Annotated in this window: 18 protein-coding genes; 8 read left to right on the plus strand and 10 right to left on the minus strand. The window is 42.7% G+C overall.

The window, feature by feature from the left end; translation table 11 throughout:
* Positions 1-274: 274 nt before the first annotated feature.
* Positions 275-709 (minus strand): ferric iron uptake transcriptional regulator, encoded by a 435-nt coding sequence (gene fur, locus JMW39_RS12730; RefSeq protein ID WP_201547103.1) that lies wholly within the window; start codon positions 707-709, stop codon positions 275-277.
* Between the two features lie 325 nt (positions 710-1034).
* Between fur and JMW39_RS12735 the strand changes: the two genes are divergently transcribed.
* Complete coding sequence (locus JMW39_RS12735; protein WP_201547105.1) at positions 1035-1454, plus strand: outer membrane protein assembly factor BamE; 420 nt, start codon at positions 1035-1037, stop codon at positions 1452-1454.
* A gap of 44 nt (positions 1455-1498) precedes the next feature.
* Here the strand turns inward: JMW39_RS12735 and JMW39_RS12740 are convergent, their stop codons facing one another.
* From JMW39_RS12740 to JMW39_RS12755, 4 genes are all read right to left on the minus strand, one after another.
* On the minus strand, positions 1499-1870 hold the full coding sequence (locus JMW39_RS12740; protein WP_227679526.1) for an RnfH family protein: 372 nt from the start codon (positions 1868-1870) through the stop codon (positions 1499-1501).
* Positions 1870-3012: a hypothetical protein gene (locus JMW39_RS12745; protein ID WP_201547109.1), complete on the minus strand. Its 1143-nt coding sequence runs from the start codon at positions 3010-3012 to the stop codon at positions 1870-1872. The genes JMW39_RS12740 and JMW39_RS12745 overlap by 1 nt, the downstream gene beginning before the upstream one ends.
* Positions 3013-3271: 259 nt before the next feature.
* Positions 3272-3940, minus strand: a complete 669-nt coding sequence (locus tag JMW39_RS12750) for a c-type cytochrome (RefSeq protein ID WP_201547111.1) — start codon at positions 3938-3940, stop codon at positions 3272-3274.
* Between the two features lie 337 nt (positions 3941-4277).
* Positions 4278-4613, minus strand: coding sequence for a c-type cytochrome (locus JMW39_RS12755; RefSeq protein ID WP_201547113.1), 336 nt, complete (start codon positions 4611-4613; stop codon positions 4278-4280).
* Positions 4614-5007: 394 nt separating this feature from the next.
* Between JMW39_RS12755 and yihA the strand changes: the two genes are divergently transcribed.
* Positions 5008-5838: a ribosome biogenesis GTP-binding protein YihA/YsxC gene (yihA, locus tag JMW39_RS12760; protein WP_227679527.1), complete on the plus strand. Its 831-nt coding sequence runs from the start codon at positions 5008-5010 to the stop codon at positions 5836-5838.
* Positions 5839-5974: 136 nt separating this feature from the next.
* On the opposite strand, the gene JMW39_RS12765 is transcribed toward yihA, so the two are convergent.
* Both JMW39_RS12765 and JMW39_RS12770 read right to left on the minus strand, forming a co-directional pair.
* The gene (locus tag JMW39_RS12765; protein WP_201547115.1) at positions 5975-6688 is read right to left on the minus strand and encodes an HAD family hydrolase; all 714 of its coding nucleotides are present in this window, start codon (positions 6686-6688) and stop codon (positions 5975-5977) included.
* Between the two features lie 153 nt (positions 6689-6841).
* Positions 6842-7852 carry an RluA family pseudouridine synthase gene (locus JMW39_RS12770; protein ID WP_201547117.1) on the minus strand — a complete coding sequence of 337 codons (1011 nt, stop codon included), beginning with the start codon at positions 7850-7852 and terminating at the stop codon, positions 6842-6844.
* A 1263-nt stretch (positions 7853-9115) separates the two neighbouring features.
* Here JMW39_RS12770 and JMW39_RS12775 point away from each other — a divergent pair.
* A complete protein-coding gene (locus JMW39_RS12775) occupies positions 9116-13489 on the plus strand; it encodes an Rne/Rng family ribonuclease (protein ID WP_201547119.1) in 4374 nt (1457 codons plus the stop codon).
* 151 nt (positions 13490-13640) lie between these two features.
* Here JMW39_RS12775 and JMW39_RS12780 read toward each other — a convergent pair whose 3' ends face one another.
* Positions 13641-14564 carry a DUF808 domain-containing protein gene (locus tag JMW39_RS12780; RefSeq protein WP_201547121.1) on the minus strand — a complete coding sequence of 308 codons (924 nt, stop codon included), beginning with the start codon at positions 14562-14564 and terminating at the stop codon, positions 13641-13643.
* A gap of 424 nt (positions 14565-14988) precedes the next feature.
* Between JMW39_RS12780 and JMW39_RS12785 the strand changes: the two genes are divergently transcribed.
* The 5 genes from JMW39_RS12785 (at position 14989) to JMW39_RS12805 (ending at position 20981) form a co-directional block, all read left to right on the plus strand.
* Complete coding sequence (locus tag JMW39_RS12785) at positions 14989-15849, plus strand: DsbC family protein (protein WP_201547123.1); 861 nt, start codon at positions 14989-14991, stop codon at positions 15847-15849.
* A 225-nt stretch (positions 15850-16074) separates the two neighbouring features.
* A complete protein-coding gene (locus JMW39_RS12790; protein WP_201547125.1) occupies positions 16075-17439 on the plus strand; it encodes a homoserine dehydrogenase in 1365 nt (454 codons plus the stop codon).
* Positions 17440-17549: 110 nt separating this feature from the next.
* Positions 17550-18731, plus strand: coding sequence for a thiolase family protein (locus tag JMW39_RS12795; RefSeq protein WP_201547127.1), 1182 nt, complete (start codon positions 17550-17552; stop codon positions 18729-18731).
* A gap of 450 nt (positions 18732-19181) precedes the next feature.
* Positions 19182-20030, plus strand: coding sequence for a DUF2382 domain-containing protein (locus JMW39_RS12800; protein WP_201547129.1), 849 nt, complete (start codon positions 19182-19184; stop codon positions 20028-20030).
* Between the two features lie 186 nt (positions 20031-20216).
* Complete coding sequence (locus JMW39_RS12805; RefSeq protein WP_227679528.1) at positions 20217-20981, plus strand: YsnF/AvaK domain-containing protein; 765 nt, start codon at positions 20217-20219, stop codon at positions 20979-20981.
* A 130-nt stretch (positions 20982-21111) separates the two neighbouring features.
* On the opposite strand, the gene JMW39_RS12810 is transcribed toward JMW39_RS12805, so the two are convergent.
* Together JMW39_RS12810 and secA are read right to left on the minus strand one after the other, a co-directional pair.
* The gene (locus JMW39_RS12810; RefSeq protein ID WP_201547131.1) at positions 21112-21663 is read right to left on the minus strand and encodes a hypothetical protein; all 552 of its coding nucleotides are present in this window, start codon (positions 21661-21663) and stop codon (positions 21112-21114) included.
* A 234-nt stretch (positions 21664-21897) separates the two neighbouring features.
* Positions 21898-24675, minus strand: coding sequence for a preprotein translocase subunit SecA (gene secA, locus JMW39_RS12815; RefSeq protein WP_201547141.1), 2778 nt, complete (start codon positions 24673-24675; stop codon positions 21898-21900).
* Positions 24676-25068: the final 393 nt, after the last annotated feature.

The following is a 25068-nucleotide window of genomic DNA, read 5'->3' on the forward strand; positions in this document are numbered from 1 at the left end:
CTCAGCGGGGGTAGCAGTTTGCTGAGTATAGCCTGTTTACGTTCTTCGCTATATCGTGGCATGATGTGTCCTCATTGTCCCCTTTGGAATTATTATTTAGGGGTGACAACTATCCTGCCATAGGGGGCAGTCTATCGTTAGATATTACTTAGTTTGATATTACTTAATTAGTATTTTCCCATAAAAAAGCCCTCATTAAATGTGAGGGCTTTTTGCAGTTTTTAAATTAATAGTTTTTATATTATCATTATAAGATCGTTGATTTCTAAACCGCTTATTTTGCACTGTCTCTACAAGCTTGATTATTACAGATACCATATAACACCAAAGAATGACCAGATAACTTAAAGCCATGCTCTGCTGCTACTTTGGTCTGTTCTTCTTCAATCGTCTTATTATGGAATTCGATAATCTTACCGCAAACATCACAAACCAGATGGTCATGGTGTTCTTCTTGGGTAATCTCAAACACCGATAGATTATTTTCAAAGTTGTGCCGTTCAACGATACCTGCTTGCTCAAACTGGGTTAGGACACGATAAACAGTTGCCAGTCCCACATCCTCACCTTGCTCAATTAGCGCCTTGTATACCTCTTCTGCACTCATATGATGCAGCTCTGCGCTTTCAAGCAGCTCTAAAATCTTGATACGCGGTAACGTTACTTTTAAACCCGCTTTACGTAAATCTTGATTGGTAAAAGAAGCCATAATATCCCTTCTGACTATGAAAGTCTTAGCAAATAAATTTGGAAAAACAGGAGTGAAATAATCGTCAATACTTAGCAATAATTGCTGATAAAAAATAATCGTTATAAAAAATTAGCCATTATTAAGCATATTTTTAGGGCATTTTTTCATAACAATCTGCTGCCAAGTGTATGAATTTAAAATATAAATAATAAATATAGCAAGATAGCGTTTGGTAAATAATGTCGTAAGTGGTAGGCAATTGCAAGTAAATGACGTATCATTTGTCCAAGATTGTCAGCGAGACCAACATCACAGGTTTTTAGCTGCACCTAACCCATTTCTTATGAGTCATCTTACCATGATAAAGACATTAAATTTTCGTTCGTTAAGCTCTGCAAGTGCATTACGCAAGATTGCCATGACAACTATGCTTAGTGCCACCGTGGCTATGTCTGGCTGCTCATTACTGAGTGTCTATAAGATTGATTTGCCACAGGGAACTGCTATTACCCAAACCCAAGCTCAAAAAGTGCAAGTGGGTATGAATCAAAATCAGGTGCTTTATATTCTTGGTAGCCCAGCGATTAAAGATACACTAGCGCCAAAACGCTGGGATTATATTTACGATTATAAAGCAGGAACCGAAGGCCGCCGTCAAGGCATCGCCGATGTTAAAAATGCCAGCCAGCATTTAATTATCTATTTTGATGATAACGGTATAGTAACCCGTATCGAAGGTATCGATAGCCTACCTGCATCTTAGGTCGGTGCGCAGATCATAACGACTTACTAGATAGCTACTAAGCCTTAACCACGAGATTTACTTTTGCGCTGAGACATAGGATCAGCGCTTAAGCTGCGATATACCTCTACCCGATCAAAAGCCTGCAATTGATAATTGAGCGGCTGCTTTTGTGCGTATACGCCAACATGCCAACGCTTAGCCATTGGCGTTGTCGTATTAACGACCTGCTCGCACCATGTTGCCAGCGCTTCAAACTGCTTTAGCCAACCGACTTGCGCCAATGCCTCATACAAAGTTGTACCCTGACTGACTTGCGCAGTTAGGTAATGCTGACATACTCCATCTTCTGCATACGCCAAATATACCGTCATCAAATTGCTTTGCTCAGCCTGAGACATATCGATGTTAGCTTCACTGTTATTAGCAGTAGTCATTAACTTAACCACTGCATCACCCAACCGATTAACGCTAACAGTAACGCCAGCGGCACAATCAAGCGTATTGCCACCCGCCATAGGTTATAAAAAGCTTCGTTGCCAAAGTTTAAAGATTTACGCAGATGACTAATTTTCATCTGCCAACCGGCAAAGACAGACAATAACAACACAGCGATACTACTGATAATCACCAAAATGCCGACTAGCCAATTAGTCGGTATGGCAACGACTAACAGCAGCGCGACCACAAATGTTAACACCACACTGACTAGCAAACCAAATTTATGCGCCAATTGCTGAGAGCTATAATGTAATAAATAGCTGGCCACAAATAACACCCCGACCCAATACAGTAACTGCCCAATCGGTGGTAACACCATACCACTGATAAATAAGGCGACCACGCCAACTACCAACTGTAATATCCAAATCGGCAGAACAAGCTTGGTTGCGCGATATTCTTGCGCGGCTTGATCACGAGAGGACTTCTGAGCGTTGTAATTATCAACACCTACTGCAGTAACCGCTTGCTTACTCACTAAACTTTGACCAAACCAATATAAGCCTGTACCTGCGCCCACACTGACTAACGCCAAAGCAACAGCACGTGCCCATTCGCTTAAGCTGACATCAGTCATCGCAAAAATGATATTTGGTAAGCCGTTTGCTACGCCCAATAACAAACCGACCAGCATTAAGCCCAAACCAATCGGTAAAGGCGCGACACCCAATAAGCTTAATAAGACAGTAATGACCATTAAGCCTGCGGCAATAGCAAAGCTTGGCACGTCAGGCGCGCTATTGAGCTCTGTTAGAGCCGCTAAAATACCGGTACTTGCCCCCGATATAACCAACGCTGCGATAATAATGGACACCAATGCTGCAAGCCACCCAAAGCCGCGCCATAAAGAGCTAGCATCTGCCTCGCGAGTGAGCTTTTGCATACCGGCCACAGGCGCTTCGGCACTACGATAGGCTAAGGCAATCTCAGCATAAACCACTGGTAGCGAAACGAGCACCATCGCTAATAGCCAAAGCAACCAAAAATCAATTTCGCCTATGGATGCTGGTGCAAACCATCGGAACAATAGTAGCGGGAGCAGCGCGGCGATAAAGTAAGAAGCATAACGGATCATCATAATTTAAACCCAAGCGATTCAAAGTGAATAACATTTAATGATATAAAGCACTTAGTGATATAAAGCATTGATAAACACCTATAATTTCTATGATAATTTTTCTACAGGCGGCTTATCTTATACAAGTCTTATAAAAGGTCATACAAATTATATAAGGACTAGCAGTTATAAAAAAACCCCGAAATCGGGGTTTAATAGCTAAATCGTAATGACTGCATGAAAGCACATAAGTTAGTATTTCATCTAAACATACAACAAATTAGTGAATAGCACTTACATAGTCTGACAAGATACGAATATCGCGATCAGACAGTTTTGATGCGACAGTTTGCATCATACCCATCTCGCCTTCTTTCGCTGCGTCATTGGCACGTTTTTGCTCGTCGCTATCGATATCGTCTGCACGACCAGCTGCACGGAAAAGCTTTAGCTGAGTAGCGATATATTCAGCGTGCTGACCACCTAAACGTGGAAATGCTGCCCAAACGTTACCTGCTGCATCTGGACCATGACAGCCTGCGCAACCAATAACACCGCGTGACTTATCACCACCTAAAAACAGCTTAGTCGCTTCTTGCGTGGTAGCAGGGTTACCAAACGCCACACCCCAAGGTGCTTGGCTTGCATAATAACCTGCGACGTTGGCTAAATCTTGCTGAGATAAATTGGCAACTTGTGATTGCATGATACCGTTTTTGCGGTAACCTGATTTAAACTCAACCAATTGTTTGTATAAGTACTTCACATTTTGACCGCCAAGATTTGGCTGGGCTGGTATAGGGCTCACACCATTAACACCATGACAAGCAGCACAGACCGTTTCTGCGACTTGCTTGCCAGCGTTAAGATCATATTTAGGAACAGTGATAGCAGCTTGTACGCTGAAACTTGCAACACATAAGCTGGCGGCAGCGATTAACTTTTTCATTGATACAAATCCTACTAACTCGATGTAAGCGTTATCTAGCATGATTGCAGTGTCAAAAGACGTAATAGTCACCTAGCCATCATTTATTCAGCTAAGCCATATATTATATAGTCTTTATAACAAGCAGCCCGAAAGTACTTACTAATATCAGGGTTTATTTTGGATTATTATAGCAAGACTTTTTACTATTTGCCTACTTAATCGTAGCATTGCAGTTTTTTTCTGCTCATACCATAGCTATACGATTAATAAAAAAACAAAAAGCGCAAAAGGTTCAGTAACCTTGCGCCTTATATTATTTATCTCTACTATTATTTAAGCTTTAAATACTCACCTACTACTTACTCATATATTCGATAAGCTTGCGGTAATCGTCATCATTACAGTCTTCGCACAGGCCACCCGCTGGCATTTGAATCATGCCGCTTTTTACTGATTTAACTAGCGCTGGCATACCCTTTTGCTTAATAAGCTGTTGCCATTTGGCACTGTCGCCTTTTTTAATCGCATTTAGCGCGCCACTATCGTGACAAGCAGCACATGAGCTATCATAGGATGCAGCAATATCAGCTGCGCCGGCAGTACTTATCATTGCCGCACTGATTAATAATACTGCGCCGCTACTGGCTAACAAGCGGTTGCTTTTGGCAAAAAATTTGCTGATTGAGAACATGCGACACCTCACCTCGTTTCTTCATTCGCTTAATCAATGATTTTATTAAACGCCTTTCATTCAATCTTCTAACTAAGATTGTAACAATATATGTCGTACTAATATATATAAATATAGTTTAGCTTTGTTAACGTTGTGTGATGAGGTAGAAATGACCCTAAACACAATATTCATTTAAGCATATATTTTTATCAAGCTGTGATTAATATAAGGTTAATAGCCGTTATTTCAATAACTAAGCGCCGTAATAGTATAGAATAGGCATTATCCTAAAACCTTATTATGATTGAAGTCTTATTTTTGCAGTGCACCTATTCCATACGCTGCTTTAAGCCTAGCTCGATCAAAAAATTTTCACTACCGTATCCAATTTTTCAAGATTAATGAGTCACTTATGAGTACCCCGTTCAAAGATGTCGCCGCTGAACATGCGGATTTTAATACCAAAGCCCGTCAGCGCATTCAGCAAACAGAATTTTTGATGTCTGCACCAACTTTTCGCCTTTGTCCACCCGATGTAGGACTAGAGGTTGCTTTTGCTGGACGTTCAAACGCCGGTAAATCGTCAGCTATTAATGCATTAACCAATCAGCGCCAATTGGCACGCTCGTCTAAAACGCCTGGTCGCACGCAGATGATTAACTTTTTTAGTATCGGCGATAGTGATAGACGTTTGGTCGATTTGCCCGGTTATGGTTATGCGGCCGTACCGCTTGAGATGAAAAAAGAATGGCAAGTTGAGCTAGAAGAATATCTCGTATCGCGCTCAAGCCTTGCAGGTTTGGTGCTGATGTCAGATATCCGTCATCCGCTTAAATTCTTTGATGAGCAAATGCTGTATTGGGCAAAAGATGGTGAGCTACCGGTGCATATCCTGCTAACTAAAGCCGATAAGCTTAAATATGGTGCTTCCAAAAACGCGCTACTGAATACCCGTAAAAGACTGAAACAATTGGGCTTAAACTGCACCATTCAGCTATTTTCGGCGTTAAGAAAAGAAGGGCTTGATGAATTGGCAGGTGTCATGGGTAACTGGTATGAGTATCAACTGGATGCCAATAAAATTATTGAGTCCTCTTTTGCTTTGCTAGAAGGGGATGAGCTAGAGGATGCAATTGAAAAAGACGCTATTGAAAAGAGCGTTGTTCAAAAAGGAAATATTGAGGAAGATAGTGCCGAAAAAGATAGTGCCGAAAAAGATAGTACTGAAAAAAATGGCGAGTAAACCTCATAGTTTTCGCCAGTCCTACTTTTTAATCAGTTAAAGTCTTTAACTAAAAAGGGTTTATCACTAATAACGATAAACCCTTTTTTTATTGTGATTTTTATGGCCATTTTTTATCATATCAACTGATTTTTATTTAAGCACACAATAGCTCGGCCAAGGCTTGCGGAGTATCTACTTGATAAGTCGGCTGCTGGGCGGCAAGCTCGCTACTCGATGCCGTACCATAATTGACCGCAATACTGGTCATGCCCAAACGGTTGGCCATTTGAATATCATAAATACTATCGCCAATAAATACTGCATGAGAGATGGATTGCTTGGTAAAGTCTAGAATATCGCTCAGCATTTGCGGGTCAGGTTTTGAGCCTGACTCATCAGCACAGCGCGTGATGGCAAAATAATGATGACTATTAGACCCATCTAGTACCCGATCTAGTCCCATTCTTTTCTTGCCTGTGGCGACCGCAAGCTGCTTATTTTGCTGTTGTAAGGTTTGCAGCATATTTTCGATAGGCACAAAAAACGGCGTACGATGACTGTTTGCAATATAGTAGTCCGCATAACTTTGCTGAATCGCTAGCTTCTGCGCATCACTTGCTTGCGGGTATAAAATCTCAATACCACACATTAAGCTCAGCCCAATGATGTCTTTGACTGCCTGATCCGTGGTGGTAAAGCCATGCGCCTCGCCTGCGACATGCATCGACTCAACGATTAAGCCAATCGAATCCATCAAGGTGCCATCCCAATCAAAAATAATCAGCGTTTTATTTGCTAAGTGATGCTCGGCTGCTAACTCAGAAGTATTGGCTGCGGCGAATTTATTAGCGAGTGATAATGCTGTCATGGACTAACCCTTAACTATTCATCGTAAATGGCGGATGTGAAAACGTCACGGTCACTCATTTGGCTAAGATAGGCCCTTATAAGTAACTGTGACGTTTATGCTTAATACTTCATGCTAGTTTGAAATCTAGATTTCAATATCAATATTTTAAACCTATTCAGGTAGTTTAGTGTCAGCTGGTAACCAAGCTACCATCTCATCTGGTAATGGTGCGGTAATGGTCTCATAACCGGGAATATCTAAACGCCACGCATGTAAGCACAGACGATGGACGCCAGACTTGTCATGCACATTATATTTATCATCACCTAAGATAGCATGACCGATATGCGCTAAGTGTACGCGAATCTGATGAGTACGACCGGTCAGTGGCTTGGCTTCAAGCAAACTGACTGGCTGATTGGCAAGCATAAAACGACCATGAACGATAATATCTGTCTGGCTTTCTTTGGCTTGCGCATCTTGTGCATCTACTTTTACGCGGCGCTCACCGCTAGCCAACGTGTAGCGCAATAATGGCGCATCGATACGCTGCTCGTTCAGTGCAGGCTGACCTTTGGCGATACATAGATAATGTTTTTGGATGGTCTTATCAACAAGATGCTGCTGCAAGGCTTTTAACGATGAGCGTTTTTTAGAAATCATCAGCAGACCTGAGGTATCTTTATCGATACGATGAATCAGCTCGAGATACTTTTTACCCGTCACTTCACGCATGGCTTCGATAACGCCAAAATCTAAACCACTACCGCCATGAACGGCGATGCCAGAAGGTTTATTGAGTACGATTAACCCTTCATCTTCGTAGACCACACGTGCCAATAAGCTCTTGGCAAATTCGGTACTGATAATAGGTTTATCACGGGTAGCTAGCTGGACAGGTGCAATACGCACCACATCTTCACGCTGCAATCTGTCATGCGCTTTACAGCGTTTATTATTGACGCGCACTTCATCAGAGCGAATCATTTTATAGATATGCGGTTTAGGCAAGCCTTTTAGACGATTGAGTAAAAAGTTGTCCAAGCGCTGGTCATGCTGATGGCGAGTGACTTCAAGGTAATTCACCTTTTCAAAGTTACTAATTTCGTCATCGGCGCTTTGCGGGCGCGTTTTGCTATTAAAGATAGCCGGAGCTTCGTGGATAGGTTCGTCGTTTGTCATTTTGGCATTCGTCATTTTTAGTTAGGTATTTACATAAAGATTTGCTATAGTTTAGCATGTTGAGCGCCAATTAAGCAGAGGCTGCGACAATAATTCATTGTTGTTACAGACAGTGTAGCGCTATTTTTATTACTGGTCACTACTGGTTAGTAAAGCGCTGCCAGCTATAAAACCTGCCAAGCTTGTGTGTTTCATCTGATTTTAAGGGTGTTATATCCCTTGATATACCCTATAATGCCCCATAAATTGTAAGAACAACGCTGACATTTATTAGTGCAAAACTGTATTTATTAGTACCAGATAAATTATCAGCATAAGATTGTTTATCATTACAGAATATTGTGACATTAGACAACATCGCTTTGATAGATTGCGTAACAACAATTTTATCAAACGATAACAACATAACATTTACTCACTACCGCATAACCACGACTTGCTTTGATAACTATTTATATTCATATATAACTAGTTATCCTATAGTCCTTTAGGCGCGCAGATGAGCAAGTATGGGTCGTTTAGAGCCAGAATCGAGCATCATTAATTGATTGTCGATAGCTGCCTGAGTATTGGTGGTCAAACAGAGGACGATAAGTAGAATAGACAAGAGACACCGTGCCGATAAGCCGGTCATTTATTCTGTTTGCCAAGTACGCCCCGCTGATGACGACAGCAGCGCCACCTAGCTTTAAGATACCTCAGATATTATTGACGTTATACCCAAAAGAACGATAAATAAAGAATGACCAATTGCTTTACCTAAAAGGATAACCGCTGCACGGCACTATTTTATACGATGACACTTATTTAATAGTCCTTAGTTAACAGCGATATTATTGCTAGACCTTGATTGATTACTGTGACAGCACGATGCTTTTTTAGTACCTGTGACCTCTTGACTCTCAGTCACTATCCACCGCCACCCTTACAACGTGCGCTGACCACCAAACTGGATAAAACAACTGTCATAAAAGACCACTAACTTGCTCCTGCATTAATCATTAGAACAAGCCTATTCATAATAACTCTATAGATAGTAGCCTTACACCCTATCTTATCTATGTGAATGTTACCGACATTAGCATATAGCTAATACATTTTAGGTCGAAAAGCGATTGCGAAAAGCCCGCGCGCTTATCCCATTCCTACTTTACGTTCTACCGCTCATTAACGTCTACTCAGCTAATTGTATTATTAGCTACACTTGCTACCCTGCCCTAAAGTCTGTCTCGTCGTTGTTCTGCGTACTCATAGGATACCAATATGAAACGCATTTTGATCAACGCTACTCAAAACGAAGAAATTCGTGTTGCCCTTTGTAAAGGCAACCATCTTTACGATTTCGATTTAGAAAACCGTACCCGCGAACAAAAAAAATCTAACATCTATAAAGGTCATGTAACCCGCGTCGAGCCCTCGCTTGAAGCGGTATTTGTCGAATATGGCTCACAGCGTCAAGGTTTCTTACCAATTCGTGAAATTTCTGCTGAATATTTAAGCGGCAATCCACGTGACGAAAACATCAAAAAACTGATCAAAGAAGGCGACGAGCTCATCGTCCAAGTTGAGAAAGAAGAGCGCGGTAATAAAGGCGCTGCTTTATCAACTTACGTCTCACTAGCAGGTCGTTATTTGGTGCTAATGCCAAACAACCCTCGTGGCGGCGGTATCTCGCGTCAAATCTCGGGTAAATTGCGCGAAGATATGAAGCGTATGCTTGGCAGCTTAGATTTGCCAAAAGGCATGAGCGTCATCATTCGTACTGCTGGTATTGGTAAAACCCAAGAAGACTTACAACACGATTTAAATCACTTGCTTAATATCTGGCAAGCTATCCAAGAACAAAACCAAAAATACCCGTCACCGCGTTTAGTGCATCAAGAAGCCGGCGTCGTGACGCGTGCCGTGCGTGATTATCTGCGCGATGATATCGCTGAGATTTGGATTGATAACGAAAACGCTTATATCGAAGCGGCCGGTTTTATCGATGCAGTCATGCCAAAACAAGCTGAAAAGCTACGCAAATATACCGATTATGAGCCAATGTTTTCTCGCTTTAATATCGAAAAACAAATCGAAACGGCTTATCAGCGTGAAGTACGTCTGCCATCAGGTGGTTCAATCGTTATTGACCAAACTGAAGCACTTGTCTCTATCGATATCAACTCAGCTAAGTCGACCAAAGGCTCTGACGTTGCTGAAACCGCTTATCATACCAATCTAGAAGCCGCTGATGAGATTGCACGTCAGCTACGTTTGCGTGATATGGGCGGCTTGATTGTCATTGATTTTATTGATATGAATGACAATAAGCATCAAAAAGAAGTTGAAAAGCGTCTAGTCGATGCGACCAAATACGACCGCGCCCGCGTCCAATTCGGTGATATCTCTAAATTTGGTTTGATGGAAATGAGCCGTCAGCGTCTGCGTCCATCATTAGAAGAATCGACTGGCTATATCTGCCCGCGCTGTCATGGTAACGGTATGATTCGTGACTTGCGCTCGCTATCACTATCGATTATGCGTCAGATTGAGCAAATCGCCCTAAAAGAGCGTCAAGGTGAAGTGCAAGCCGAAGTACCAACGGATATCGCTGCTTTCTTATTAAATGAAAAGCGTGATGCTTTGGTCTACCTTGAGCAAGACAGTGGTACGCGTATCACTATCTTGCCGCACGCGCATCTAGAATCGCCAAACTTTAAGCTTCACTTTAACCGTGACGGCTTTGCACCTTCAAGTTATGAGCGTATTACGGATACAGCCCAAGAACATAGCGATTTGGGTTATGAAGTTGACTGGCAAACCGCTGAAAAAGAGCGTCCTGAGCAGCAGCCTACGCGCCAGCCACGTCAAATAGCCGATAGCAGCAGTCAAGCGACTACGAGCGCCAATGATCAGCAAAGTGCGCCAAGCCAGCAGCAGAATACGACTAGTCATAGCAATGACCATCGTAGCAATGCCAATGCTAGCAATGTTTCATCAGCACGGGCGCCGCAGACACAAACACAGCCACAAACACAAGCGCCGACGCAAAGTGCACCGGCTGTTGTGGCTACAGCTGCGCCAGTAGCGACCCAAAACACGCCAGTTGCTGCTGCCCAACCCCAAGCCGTCGCTTGGTTATCCAATTTATTTGCCCAAGCACCGCAGGCACAAACCTCTCATAGCGTCAGTAGTCGTGATGCTGCTGAAGCCATTGAAGCTCTGGTCAATACGGGCGCGCAGAGCTTAGGCTCGTTTGGTCAATTGGATAACAGTGCGCTTAGTGCTAATAATCAAGCCTCAGCAGCGCCACAAGAGAGCAATCAGCAAGCTAATAATCAGCCGTCAAACGTTAACGCCAATCGCCAACAGACCGCTAACAATACTTCTAACGACGACAATGATGCTGAAGAAAGAAGAAGACGTAAGCCACGTAAATCAAGACCTTCTAAGACGCGCCAAAGAAAAGAGCCGTCAGATGAAACCAATGATAACGTCACTAGCGATACGGATGCTATAGAAAGCAGCACAAATAGCGCTGATAATAAAGAATCGAATAGCCAACAATCTAATAACCAAGATAAACGTCAGCAGGATAACAGACGCCCTAATGACCGTAATCGCAATAATCGTCAAGACAGCGGTCGTAATGGTAATGAGAGCAACGAAAATAGCAAAGGCAATGAACGTCATGAGCGCACCGACGCTGATGACAAAAACGCCAATGCTGCAGACGAGCAAACTCGTGCTAAGCGTAAGTCAAATAGCCAACGTCAATCACGCGGCAAACTTGAGCGCGGCGAAACGTTAAACGCTGATAATGCACAGCAAAGCACTAAAGATGCTAGCAATGCTAGAAACCAATCTAGCTCGCGCCGCAACCAAGACCCGAATGAAGTTGTTTTGCAGGTCAATGAAGCCGCAATGGAAGTTAAGTCGCCAGAAGTTGTGCATTTATCTTTAGATGACAGTAAATCTGTAACAGCCGCTCGCCAAACGTCTGAAAAGCAAAGTTTTGAAAAATCTAGCAATGACGCTAATATAGAAAAAGCAAGTCAAGAAGACAGCACGACGAAAAATGCGGATAAGCAGGAAACTGTTGAGCAAAAAACTGACAGTCAGGCTGCTAAAAATAGCAATGGCGCGGTTGATAACAGTGAAAAAAGCAGTCAGCAAGTCAATAGAGCTGAAACTGTTAACAGTGATGCAGCTCATCTAGAAGCAGCTCAGTTAGAAGAAGCAAAAATAGCAGAGCCAAAAGCAGACCAAGCACAACCAAACGCTACTGAAGCTAAGGTGCAAATGTCTAATGCTAAGTCTGTAGACGATAGTAAAGTAGACGCTAAAAAAGTTGATGCTAAAGAAGCAGAGGCAGATGAGCAAGCAACGTCTAACAGCAGTGAGGTTCAAACTGAACGTCCAGCTGATATCAAAAATCTAGCGGAAAGTCAAAAGCCAGTAGACACCACCGCTGAAAATGACGCAGCTATAGAGAAAACTCAGGAAACTGCTTCTGAGACTGACTCTGATGTTAATTCTAAGGCTGACGATGCCAGCAATAGCAAGCAACCAGCGTTCGAGCTTAATCATGAAGCTTTATTTGCTAAGCGCTATGTGACGGCCAATAAGTTTGGTCAAGCCAGCAATGACCCACGTGTGGTACGTCGTCAGCAGTCTCAAGCACCGATAGCTAAAACATCGGTAGCTGAAATACCTCAGGCAAATGAGCAAAGCGCTGTAAACGTACCAGCTATTCGCGGTACAGTTGGTGAATTTATCCGTGCAACACTACCCGAAGCGCAAGCGCGCTTAGCAGCAGAAGGTGTGATTCACTGCTTCAACGCGGCTATTGCTTTACATGTAAAGCAAGCTCAAGCCGCTACCACTAATGAGGACGAGGTCGCTAATAGCAACGAGTCTAAAGTCGAGAATGGCGAAACTGCCAGTCAAGATTTTGACTTTAGCAACTATGGTTATCAGCCTTTAGCAGCAGATTATATCACCCGCTTTGAGACGATGACGCAAGCGGTCAGTCAGTTTGCCGCAGCGCAAGGTAAAACTGCCGTTGAACCACGTGCTATCAACAAAAGAGCAAGCAACGACCCACGCGGTCAGCATCCTGATTATCAGGAAGTAGCTGCAGTGACAACTTCTGAAGCGCCTACAAATGATGCTTTAGCAGCTGACAGCGACAGCAATGCTCATGTAGATGCTCATGACGTAGAAGCGAACGCTCTTACAAATCAGAGTCAGACAGATGACGTCAGCGCCGATAGTGAGCAGTTGTTAAAGGTTGAGCACGCGCTAGAAGAAGAAAACGCGGCGCAATCTGATGCTGAGGTCAAAGATACTGATACTGAAACCACCGTTTCTGATGTCGAGCAAAGCGAAACCGAGCAAGTGCCTCAACCAACTGAACCAGTAGCAGAACCCGCGACAAAAGAAGAGATTCAGGCGGCGAAGTCAAAAACAACCATCGCCAGTTATAAAAACATGATTGAAAATGTGGCTGAGCAGCTGTTGCCACAAAAAGGTATGTTTAATTTAACCACGCCAAAAGTACCTAAGGCGCGTACGCGTAAGCCTAAGACTGAGCATAAAAAGCCAACGCAAGCTGAAAAATCAGAATCTGACGATACTGATAGCGAAAGCTAATAGCCTGTTATCAATAGTCTTTTATAAAATGTAAAAGCCCCAAAGTTGTCAGCAACTTTGGGGCTTTTTTATATCTTATCTAACAGTAATTATTATAAATATGAATATTTAATACTCAAAATTCTTAAGAAATAAGGTTTGAGAATCACTATTAATGTGCAGAATGCTCGTCTTTATGGCGTATTTTATTAATAACTGTAAGTAAAGCAACGATAGCAGCACCAATGATAAAGCCAATAACACCATTTAATAGCGCCGTCGTAAAGCTCTCAAACACGCCAGTCAAATGAGCAATGTCCTCAACTTCATGATGTAAAAAATTAATGCCGTGTACCAAGATACCACCACCGACTAAGAACATTGCCAAAGTACCAGCAATCGATAAAAACTTCATCAATTTAGGCGCTGCCGCAAATAAAACCTTACCGACTTTTTGAGTAAACTTGCCGTCTTTCTCCATCATATGCAGACCCACATCGTCGATTTTAACGATACCGGCGACTAGACCATAAATACCAACGGTAATGCCAATAGCTAAAATAGACAGCACCAAGCTGCGCTGTAACAGAGTAGCCGTTGCCGTTGCTCCTAGCGCAATAACGATAATCTCTGCCGATAAAATAAAATCGGTTCGCACCGCGCCTTTGATTTTTTCTTTTTCAAAAGCTACCAAATCAACCGTTTCATCAGCATTGGCCTGCCGACGGGCATTTTGCTCCTCGTCATCTGGCAAGGCATGCGGCCAAAATCGATGAATCACTTTTTCAGCGCCCTCATAAACCAAAAACAAACCACCGCACATCAGCAAAAAGGTAATCAAAGGCGGATAAATGGCACTGATAAGGATTGCCGCTGGTACCAAAATAAGCTTATTAATAAAAGAGCCTTTGGCGACCGCCCAAACCACTGGCAGCTCACGATTTGCTTTGACGCCGGTGACTTGCTCCGCGTTCAATGCCAAATCATCACCCAACACCCCCGCGGTTTTTTTGGCGGCGATTTTAGTCATGACCGAGACGTCATCGAGTATCACACTGATATCATCAAGTAGGGTTAATAAGCTGGCACCTGCCATATGGGCTCCTTAGAAAATTAGAAAAATTTTTTAGTAAATAAATTGCGGTATAGCTTATAAAAGAAATACTTATAAGCAGTAGCCTACCTAGACATAAAGTGAGATGAAATAGTACAAATGTATTTTATATCTGCTTTTTAATAGCTATCTGTAAATGACAAATTTAGCGTTAATAAATTTGGCAATACCAATAAAATTCCAATAAATAGCCTTTAGTGGTTATTTCTAAAAATATGTTAATATGAAAGGTATTACTACTTATCTTTTATTATCAAGAAATTATACTTCACTATTGAAATATATCGCTCTGATAACAAAATCTAGTGAATATAGGATAAGCGTTCACACACTCTTTATTGCACTTTACTGTCCTCTTTTTTATATCTATATCTTGCTTAGGCATGACTGCCTAAAGGAAACACCTATGTTTTTACCTTCTTTTTCTAAAACCATCCCTACTCGCGATACCTTTTCTCGCAAGCCTTTATCGCGCATGATGATGGGTGCGTTGCTGGTGGTGGTTGCGGCGGGCTGCTCTAATAATGCAGCTGATGCAACCAGTAATACAGGCATTGTGAATAGCGCCAAAGCCAAAGTTAGCACCGCGCAAGCGTCAGCCGATAGTGATTCAGCGGTGGTCAAAGCTTTACAAGCAAATCTAAAAGCATCAGGAATTGAAGAAAACATCCTTTCAGCCGTGCCAACAGATATGGACGATATTTACTGGGTAACAGCAACGGGCCTACCGTCTTTCTTTACCGATAAATCTGGTAAACACATTATCCAAGGGCAAATCATCGCTGTTGGTGCAGAAGCGCCAGTTGATATCAGTGGTGCCTTGGTTGCCAAAACCGCGCAAGATGCTCTAAAAGCAGTCGACAAAAAAGACATGATTATTTATCCTGCCAAAGGCGTCACCAAGTCTGTCGTTTATTCCTTTACCGATGCCGATTGTCCTTATTGTACCAAGCTCCATGAGGAGATTGATGACATCAATGCGCGCGGTATTGAAGTGCGTTATTTAGCATGGCCGCGCAGCGAAGGCAGTATTCCAAAAATGGAAGCCATCTGGTGTAGCGAGGATCGCAATGCCGCGATGGATCAGGCGAAAAGAGGTGCCAATGTCCAAGCACCGAGCTGTAATAGCCCTGTAAAATCACAAATCGAGCTTGGTATGGCACTGGGTGTGCGCGGTACACCCGCTATCTTTACTGAGTCTGGACAGCAAATCGGCGGTTATTTACCAGCCGATCAATTGGCGCAAGCTGCGATTGATGCCAGCTAGTTATCTGCCCTGATATTATTGACTTTAGCGACAGTGAGTTCGGGTAGACGTCACAAGCGCTTGTCGGTATGATACGATAAAGCGCTAGGCAACATTAGCCGTATATTTTTAGACCGTTCTTCTTTATATGAGCTCTCTTTATATCAACGCTTTTATATCAGCGTTTTTATGTAAGAGCCTGCATAGAAGCATTTTTATCCAACTCTATAATCTCTTGAGGATACTGTGAGCAAATCCATCAAACTAGCGATACTTGGTCTCGGCACCGTCGGAACAGGTGTGATCAATCTAATCAATGATAATCTAGATGAGTTAAAACGCCGTAGCGGACGCGATATTGTGATTACCGAAGTCGGTACCCGTCGCCAGCGCGATGATATCGATCCGAACATTATTCAAAACAGTGACTTGATGGCGGCCGCTGCCAGTGACAATGTCGATATTGTTATCGAAGTGATTGGTGGTACGACGTTGGCTAAAGACGTGATTATGCATGCCATCAAAAACGGCAAACATGTGGTCACCGCCAATAAAGCCTTGCTCGCTGAACACGGCAATGAGATTTTTGCCTTTGCGGAAGCCCATAATGTCCATGTTGCTTATGAAGCAGCAGTGGCAGGCGGTATCCCGATTATTAAAGTTATGCGTGAAGGCCTTGCTGCCAATAAGATTGAGTGGTTAGCCGGTATTATTAACGGCACTGGCAACTTTATCATGACTGAAATGCGTGATAAAGGTCGCCCATTTGCCGATGTATTAACCGAGGCGCAAGAGCTTGGTTATGCCGAAGCTGATCCGACTTTTGATGTTGAAGGCATTGATGCCGCTCATAAACTAGCGCTACTCGCCTCTATTGCCTTTGGTATTCCGCTACAATTTGATAAAGTTTACTGTGAAGGTATTACGGCTATTACTTTGCAAGACGTCAACTATGCTGAAGAGCTTGGCTATCGCATCAAGCATCTAGGCTTTGCTGTACGCCGTGAAGGCGATGGCTCAGGTGACAATAGTACGGCTGGTATTGAGCTGCGCGTCCACCCGACGCTTATTCCACAAAATGCCCTACTTGCCAACGTTAATGGCGTAAAAAATGCGGTGCTGGTCAATTCTCACCCACTTGGACAAACGCTCTATTGCGGCGATGGCGCCGGTGCCGGTGCTACCGCTTCTGCGGTGATGGCCGATGTGATGGATTTGGTTCGTGTACTTAGTAATAAAGACAGCAACGATCAAAGCAGCAGTAATCAAAATAACCACGGTCACCATGTGCCGCATCTCGCCTTTATTCCAGAGCAATTATCAGACACGCCTATCTTGCGCGCGGAGCAAATGATTACCGGCTATTATCTGCGTGTGCATGCTCATGACAATCCTGGAGTATTGGCGGATATCACGCGCATTTTGAGTGATGCCGGTATCAATATCGATGCAATTTTACAGAAGCCTGCCCATAAACTTGGTCAAGTACCGGTGATTATCTTAACGCTGCCTGTGGTTGAGAGTCAGATGAATATTGCCATTGAAAAAATTGAAAAGCTCGATACCATTACGGATAAAGTTGTTCGTATCCGCTTAGATGAGCTGGCGTAATTTATCCAGACCGCTATTAATCCATAAATAAATCGCCTTAGCTTAAATTTTTTATTTTAATGATTAAAAATAGCACTTTCGTTTCAAATACCTAAAAAGGAAGAATAACGATGTCAAATGATGCAATTGTAATTTTAAACGGCGCACGTACACCAATGGGCGGTTTCCAAGGCGCACTTAAAGACATGAGCGCCACAGATTTGGGTGCTGCTGCTATTAAAGCCGCTGTTGAGCGTTCAGGTGTAAGCGTTGATAACATTGATGAAGTCATAATGGGATGTATTTTGACCGCCGGTCTTGGTCAAGGCCCTGCCCGTCAGGCGATGCGTAAAGCAGGCCTAAGTGATGCTACTGGCGCCGTCACCATTAATAAGCTTTGTGGTTCAGGTCTAAAAGCAGTCATGCAAGCGCACGATGGCATTAAAGCAGGCAGCTTTAACGTGGCAGTTGCAGGTGGTATGGAGTCAATGACCAATGCCCCTTACATCATGCCAGGTTCGCGTGGCGGCTACCGCATGGGACATAAAGAAGTCAAAGATCATATGTTCTTAGACGGTCTAGAAGATGCCGAAACTGGCAAACTAATGGGTCAATTTGCGCAAGAAATGGCCGATGAAAAAGGCTATACCCGTGAGCAAATGGATGATTTTGCTATTGAGTCGCTTAACCGTGCGTTGACAGCCATTAAAGAGGGTCATTTCGAAGACGAAATTACAGCGGTTACCTTTAAAAATCGTAAGGCCGAGCAAACGGTCGATACCGATGAGCAGCCTGCCCTTGCCAATGCGGAGCGTATTCCTACCCTACGCCCAGCTTTCGCTAAAGAAGGTACTATCACAGCGGCAAACGCCAGCTCAATCTCAGACGGCGCTGCAGCCGTTGTGATGATGAAAGAATCACAAGCAAAAGCGGAAGGCTTAGATTACCAAGCACGTATCGTAGCCGCTGCTTCTAACTCACGTCACCCAAGCGAATTTACCATTGCTCCTATTGGCGCAATTGAAAAAGTACTAGACAAGGCAGGCTGGTCGATTGCTGATGTTGACCTTTGGGAAATCAACGAAGCCTTTGCGATGGTGACGATGGCTGCAATGGATGAGCTAAATATCGACCATGCTAAAGTTAACGTTGAAGGCGGCGCTTGTGCCTTAGGTCATCCAGTTGGCTGCTCTGGTGCACGTATTTTAGTGACGCTTATCAACTCGCTAAAACGTACTGGCGGCAAAAAAGGTGTTGCAACCTTATGTATCGGTGGCGGTGAAGCGGTTGCCGTGGCGATTGAACTGGCTTAATTGTAGACTATTAGGGTAATTTAGCTTTTAGAATCGAGTATATAATTTAAAAGTTTGACTGTCCTTCTTAAAACTTTAAAAACCGCATTGCTAGTCGCTATGCGGTTTTTTTACGTTCAAAATTTACAAATACTGCGAAGTTGTTCATTACGGTAAGAAAGCCTTAACTTAAATTTATATAGCGGTGGTAACTTTTACAGCCTATTACACGCATTTACCTCAACCGCACACTTTGCTACCTTGCTCATATATCTCATTGAAAATCGTGCTGTTACGATAATAACAAGTTGATGGAGAGGCTGATTATTTAAGCAGGACCTCATACATAGCCTTTTAAGAGGACAACTTATCAGTTTTTTAGTAATGCAAATTTTTACCGCATTACTATTTTAAAAAAATAATTATTAATTTACTCACTATAAAATTTACTCATATAAAAGGAAGATAACAATGAGCCAACTAATTCGTTTAAAAGACATCCAAGCTACTCACCATGACCTGATTGGTGATGACTATTATGATCCAACGGGCAAAACCGCTTACGGCGTTAATGAAGAAAAAATCGGTAAAATTGAAGGCGCCTTAGTAGAAGATACTACTGGTCGTATCCGTTATTTAATCGTTGATGCAGGCGGTTGGTTCAGCTCAAAAGAAGTATTGGTACCAGCAGGTTTGGCACGTATCGTTGGAGACGACGTATTCTTTGACAGCCTAACCCAAGCGCAAGTAGAAGCGATGGAAGTATATGATCATGACTATCAATATAGTTATAAAGATCAGTATCAAAAAGACCGTCAGACGTTTGTTGCTGATAGCATTCCAGAAACAGAGCGTATGGAAATTGCAGACCATGCTTATAATGCGCCAAATACGCTAGAGCTACTAGAAGAGCGCTTAACGGTCAATAAAGATCGCATCGTCGCTGGTTTGGTTAAAGTTGGTAAACACGTAGTTACCGAAGAGCGTAACGTAGATGTTGAGCTAGAAGAAGAACATGCTAATATTCAACGTACCAATGTAGATCGTCCAACAGAGCGCCGTATCGGTGATGTAGATGGCAATCAAACGATTGAAGTTGAGCTAGAAGCAGAACGTGCACGCGTTAACAAAGAGACCTATGTAGCGGAAGAAGTAAACGTCGGTAAAACGACAGAGCGTCATACTGAAACGATTGCTGAAACTATTCAACGTGAAGAGCTAGATATTGATGGCGATGGTAATGTGGTTGACCGCGATGGTAATCTTTTTGACCGCGATAATATCACTGCCGAAGATGTACGCCGCGCTCGTGGTATGTAATAAGCGATTCTTTCATATAGTTCCATTATCTTTGATGAGTAATTTTTAATAAGCTTTTTATAAGATGAATGGATACCATGTGACAGTGATTAGCAGCTGGGTTATATACTCAGTGAATAAGACCAGAGCTCGTCTCTGGTCTTTTTTTATACCTATGTATTTATATATACCATAAGGAACATGACCATGAATGCCGATGACCATAATATTAACAGTCAGCAAGCTAAACAACAGCAAATGGAACCGGAAGCAGCGCAGAAAATAACGACTGCGACCTCTATAAACAAAATAGCCAATCACAGTGGAGAGAATAAATTACCTGCGCCTGATTTAGCAGCTTCTAACTTAACTACTTCTCAGGCTAATCAGCAACAAGCGCTAATGGGTAATCAACAAGGTGACTTATCGAATAACTTCGTAAATAATTCAGCAAGTAATTTATCAGATAGTCAAATAAATACGGGCAATGGTGGCTATTTGGAGCTATTAGAAGAACGCCCTGTCATTAATAAAGAACGCTTAGACGTTGGCAAGGTAACGGTGACTAAGCATACACGCACTAAAACCATGAATGTACCCATCGAATTGATAGAAGAATATATTACTGTACGTACTGATTATCAGGATGCCGAAAGCCAGGATTTGTTATCCGGTAATTATGATGATAAAGATATATTGCGTCATGTTGAACCATCGTTAGATAGTAGAGCCGTGGTTACCATCAATGGCAAACAGATTGAAATTGGTGACGCACCGATTGAGATTATCTTATCACGTCAAGTGGCGACGATTACTAAAGACACTCATGTAATTCAAGAAATTGAGATTAATAAAACCACTCATACTCATACCGATAGCATTCAAGTGCAACTTAAACACGAAGAGCTAGACGTTAACGAAGAAGGTTTTTTGGCACACGAACAGCAAAGTAATGCAGCTTATAAAAGATAGAACTTACGCAAATAAAGCCCTTTTTCCGAAATCTTAAAAACTAAACCAAAAAAAGCAACGTTCGCGTTGCTTTTTTTGGTTTAGTTTTATCTAAGTTTAATCAGATAAAACCTAGCTTATAAATCTATTTTTATAAGTCTTCTTCTACAGTTTCAGCTTCTTCTGCTTTTTTACACTCATACGTGCTGACATTGGCTGCATCTGCACCAGCCGTACGCATCACGCCCGTTTCACGCTCTTTATTAGCAACGCGCCATTGAACAAAACCTTCACCACCGCCAATAGCCATTTTTGCTTCAAACACTTCAGGGTTAGTCGCATCGTTGGTTTTAGTTAAAGTCGCTGTTCCTTGAGCGGTCGTAATAATAACCTGGTTATCAGTATCTTTATAGCTCGCTTCAACGGCGAGCGCAGGTGAACATGAATAATTTATTTGGTTAACATCGGTATTCACAGAAGCAATCGTATCATCTTCTACCTCGCCGGCAGGCGCATCTACCACCACATCGCTTGGCTCAGCAGGCTCAGCAGACATTGGTACCGACTGCTCTTCACTGATACTGTCTTCTAAACTCGGCTCTGTTTCTTGCTTTTGTTGGCAGGCACTAATAGTTATAGCACCAGCTAACAAACCCGTTAGGACGACCGAGGTACGCATTTTTTTCAACAATTCTACCTTCATCACACTCTCCCAAAATAAATATGTTAAGCACTATAGCGCGCCCGTAAATTCACGCCTATGTTGAATTTGTAATCAGTCGCTAAAAAGACACCGATATTTTTATCATCGTAATTTTTATACTGATATCAATTATTCGATATGCGTACTAATTCCGCATCAATATCTATAAAAAAAAGTCCCTATCTATAGATAGGGACTTTTTATCATAACTTAACAATGTTCGATTATCAATATTTAGATTTTACCATGACATTGTTTGTACTTCAGTGCTGAACCACAAGGACATGGCGCATTACGACTGATATTCATACCAGCATATGGGTCTGGCTCATTTGCATTGCTGCCACTACCTGCCATTGCACCTGCTGCTGCACCGCCAACGACATTACGACTTTGTGCCGCTGGTCTTTCAACACCGCCATCCATGTTATCGATATCGCTATGCTCAAACTGCATTTGCATATGCGCGGCATTTTCACGCTGCTGAGCTTCTAACGCTTCTAGCTCTTCTTTAGTTGGGATATGGACGCGTGATAAATCTTGTACGGTCTCAGATTTAATCGCACCAAGCATCATCTGAAACAGCTCAAACGATTCACGCTTATATTCTTGCTCAGGATTTTTTTGGGCATAACCGCGCAGATGAATACCTTTACGCAGCTGATCCATTTGCGTTAAATGCTCTTTCCAATGCTTATCTAAGCTCTGTAGCATAAAGTGACGCTCAAGCTGGGCAGCATCTTTTTCGCCCATTTGCTCACGGCGACTGTGATAACGATCGATAGCCGTTTGGATGATTTTAGCACGTAAGCCTTCTTCATCTAAGCGGCGATCTTCATCGAGCCAATCATTAATTGGCATTGCAATCTTAAATTCGTTCTCAAGCTCATCCTCTAGACCATCGATATTCCACTGGTCATCGATAGAGCCTGGCGGAATAAACTGATTAATCATAGCGTTATAGACTTCTTGATGCATCACTTCGATGGCTTCTAACAAATCCATCTCTGCTAGCAAATCATCACGCTGACCATAGATAACTTTACGCTGCTCATTGGCAACATCATCATATTTCAATAGATTTTTACGCGCATCAAAATCGCGGCTTTCGACTTTACCTTGGGCATTTTCAATCGATTTAGAAACCATTTTATGTTCAATGGCTTCATCTTCTTTCAGACCCATGGCACGCATCATATTCACAACGCGGTCACCGGCAAAAATACGCATCAAATCATCTTCAAGCGATAGGAAGAAACGCGACATACCAGGATCACCTTGACGACCGGCACGACCACGTAACTGATTATCAATACGGCGCGATTCATGACGCTCAGAACCAATGATATGCAAACCGCCCGCAGCAACGACTTGGTCATGCTTAATTTGCCATTCTGCTTTTAGACGCGCCATCTCTTCAGGGCTGACCGAATCAATATCCTCAATAAATGATTGCCAGTTACCACCAAGGATAATATCCGTACCACGACCTGCCATGTTGGTAGCAATCGTGACCGCCTTTGGACTACCTGCCTGCGCGATGATTTCTGCTTCACGCTCATGTTGCTTGGCGTTTAGGACGTTATGCTTAACGCCTTCTTGATCCAGCAGATAAGACAATTCTTCACTGGCTTCAATCGTCGCCGTACCAACCAAGACTGGCGCGCCTTTGGCTTGAATCTCTTGAATCTCGCGGATGATACCTTTATATTTTCCTAACTTGGTTAAGAAAATCTGGTCATCCATATCGATACGAGCAATCGGTTCATGCGTTGGAATGACAATGACATCTAAGTCATAAGTTGATTTAAACTCTGCTGCTTCAGTATCAGCGGTACCTGTCATACCAGATAGTTTGTCGTACAAACGAAAGAAGTTCTGGAATGTCGTCGTTGCAAGCGTTTGGTTTTCTGCTTGAATCTCGACGTTTTCTTTGGCTTCAACGGCTTGATGTAAACCTTCTGACCAGCGGCGACCAGGCATAGTACGACCGGTATTTTCATCAACGATAACCACTTCGCCATCATCAACAATATAATGGATATTTTTCACAAAGACATGGTGAGCGCGAATCGCTGCTTGTACGTGAGCCAATAGTGGCAAACGGCTTGGGCTATATAAACTTTCGTTTTCACCAAGCTCGCCAACTTCAATTAAGAAGCGCTCAATTTTCTCGTAACCTTTTTCGCTAATCTCGATTTGACGGTTTTTTTCATCAATCCAGAAATCTTCTTCTTCGTTATTCTTATTGGCTTCTTCATCTTTTGAACGAATAAGCACCGGAATAATGGTATTAATTAGCGCGTACATACGCGATGAATCTTCGGCTTGACCCGAAATAATCAGCGGCGTACGCGCTTCATCGATTAAAATAGAGTCAATTTCATCAATGATACAGAAGTTTAGCGGACGCTGTTTTTTCTCAGCTAGGCTGAAAACCATATTATCGCGTAGATAATCAAAACCGTATTCGTTATTAGTACCGTAAGTGATATCGGCTTGATAAGCGTCAATTTTTTCTTGTGGCGGCTGCTGTGAGTAAATCACCCCAACGTTCATACCCAAAAAGCCAAATAATGGACGGTTTAACTCAGCATCACGCGCGGCCAAATAATCATTGACCGTCACCAAATGCACGCCTTTGCCACTGATAGCATTGAGATACATGGCCAAGGTACCCATCAAGGTTTTACCCTCACCAGTTTTCATCTCAGCGATTTTGCCTTCGTGCAAGGTAATACCACCGATTAGCTGCACATCATAGTGACGCATACCGTTGACGCGTAGTGATGCTTCACGGCAGACGGCAAACGCTTCTGGTAATAAAGCGTCTAAGCTTTCACCGTTTTGGTGTCTTTCTTTAAATTCTGCAGTTTTTTGTTGTAATTGCTCATCCGACAGGGCTTGTATCGTAGCCTCATGTGCGTTGATTTTGCTGACCACTTTACGCATGCGCTTTAATTCGCGTTCATTTTTGGTGCCAACGACACTGCCTATAATCTTTGATAACATAATTTTTTGACCTATGGAAATATTCGATAATTAGTGCGCATTCGCCAAGGCTTCATATGCTGCCGCCTTGTCATCATAGCTATCATAGTCATCACCCGACTAACGTACCACATAATGAAGTACTGACTAATGACAGGTCGCCTAATGAAGTATCGCCCAATTAAGTGTGACGTCATTATATATGGTTATGACGCCGATGGATACAAGGGTAACAAGTAGATATTTGCCGACGTAAAAACCTAGTAGGACGTGTTAAAATAGCGCTTATAGCCTTAATCTTTCGAGCTTTTACCTACTCCCTTTAACAGGATAATTTACTAACCTTCAGCCGTTATTTATTCTTATAAAAACCAGCATTTCGCCCTACGTAAACCCGTTTAAGCATCATAAGAG

The organism is Psychrobacter immobilis (assembly GCF_904846175.1).
GTDB classification, from domain to species: Bacteria; Pseudomonadota; Gammaproteobacteria; order Pseudomonadales; family Moraxellaceae; genus Psychrobacter; species Psychrobacter immobilis_E.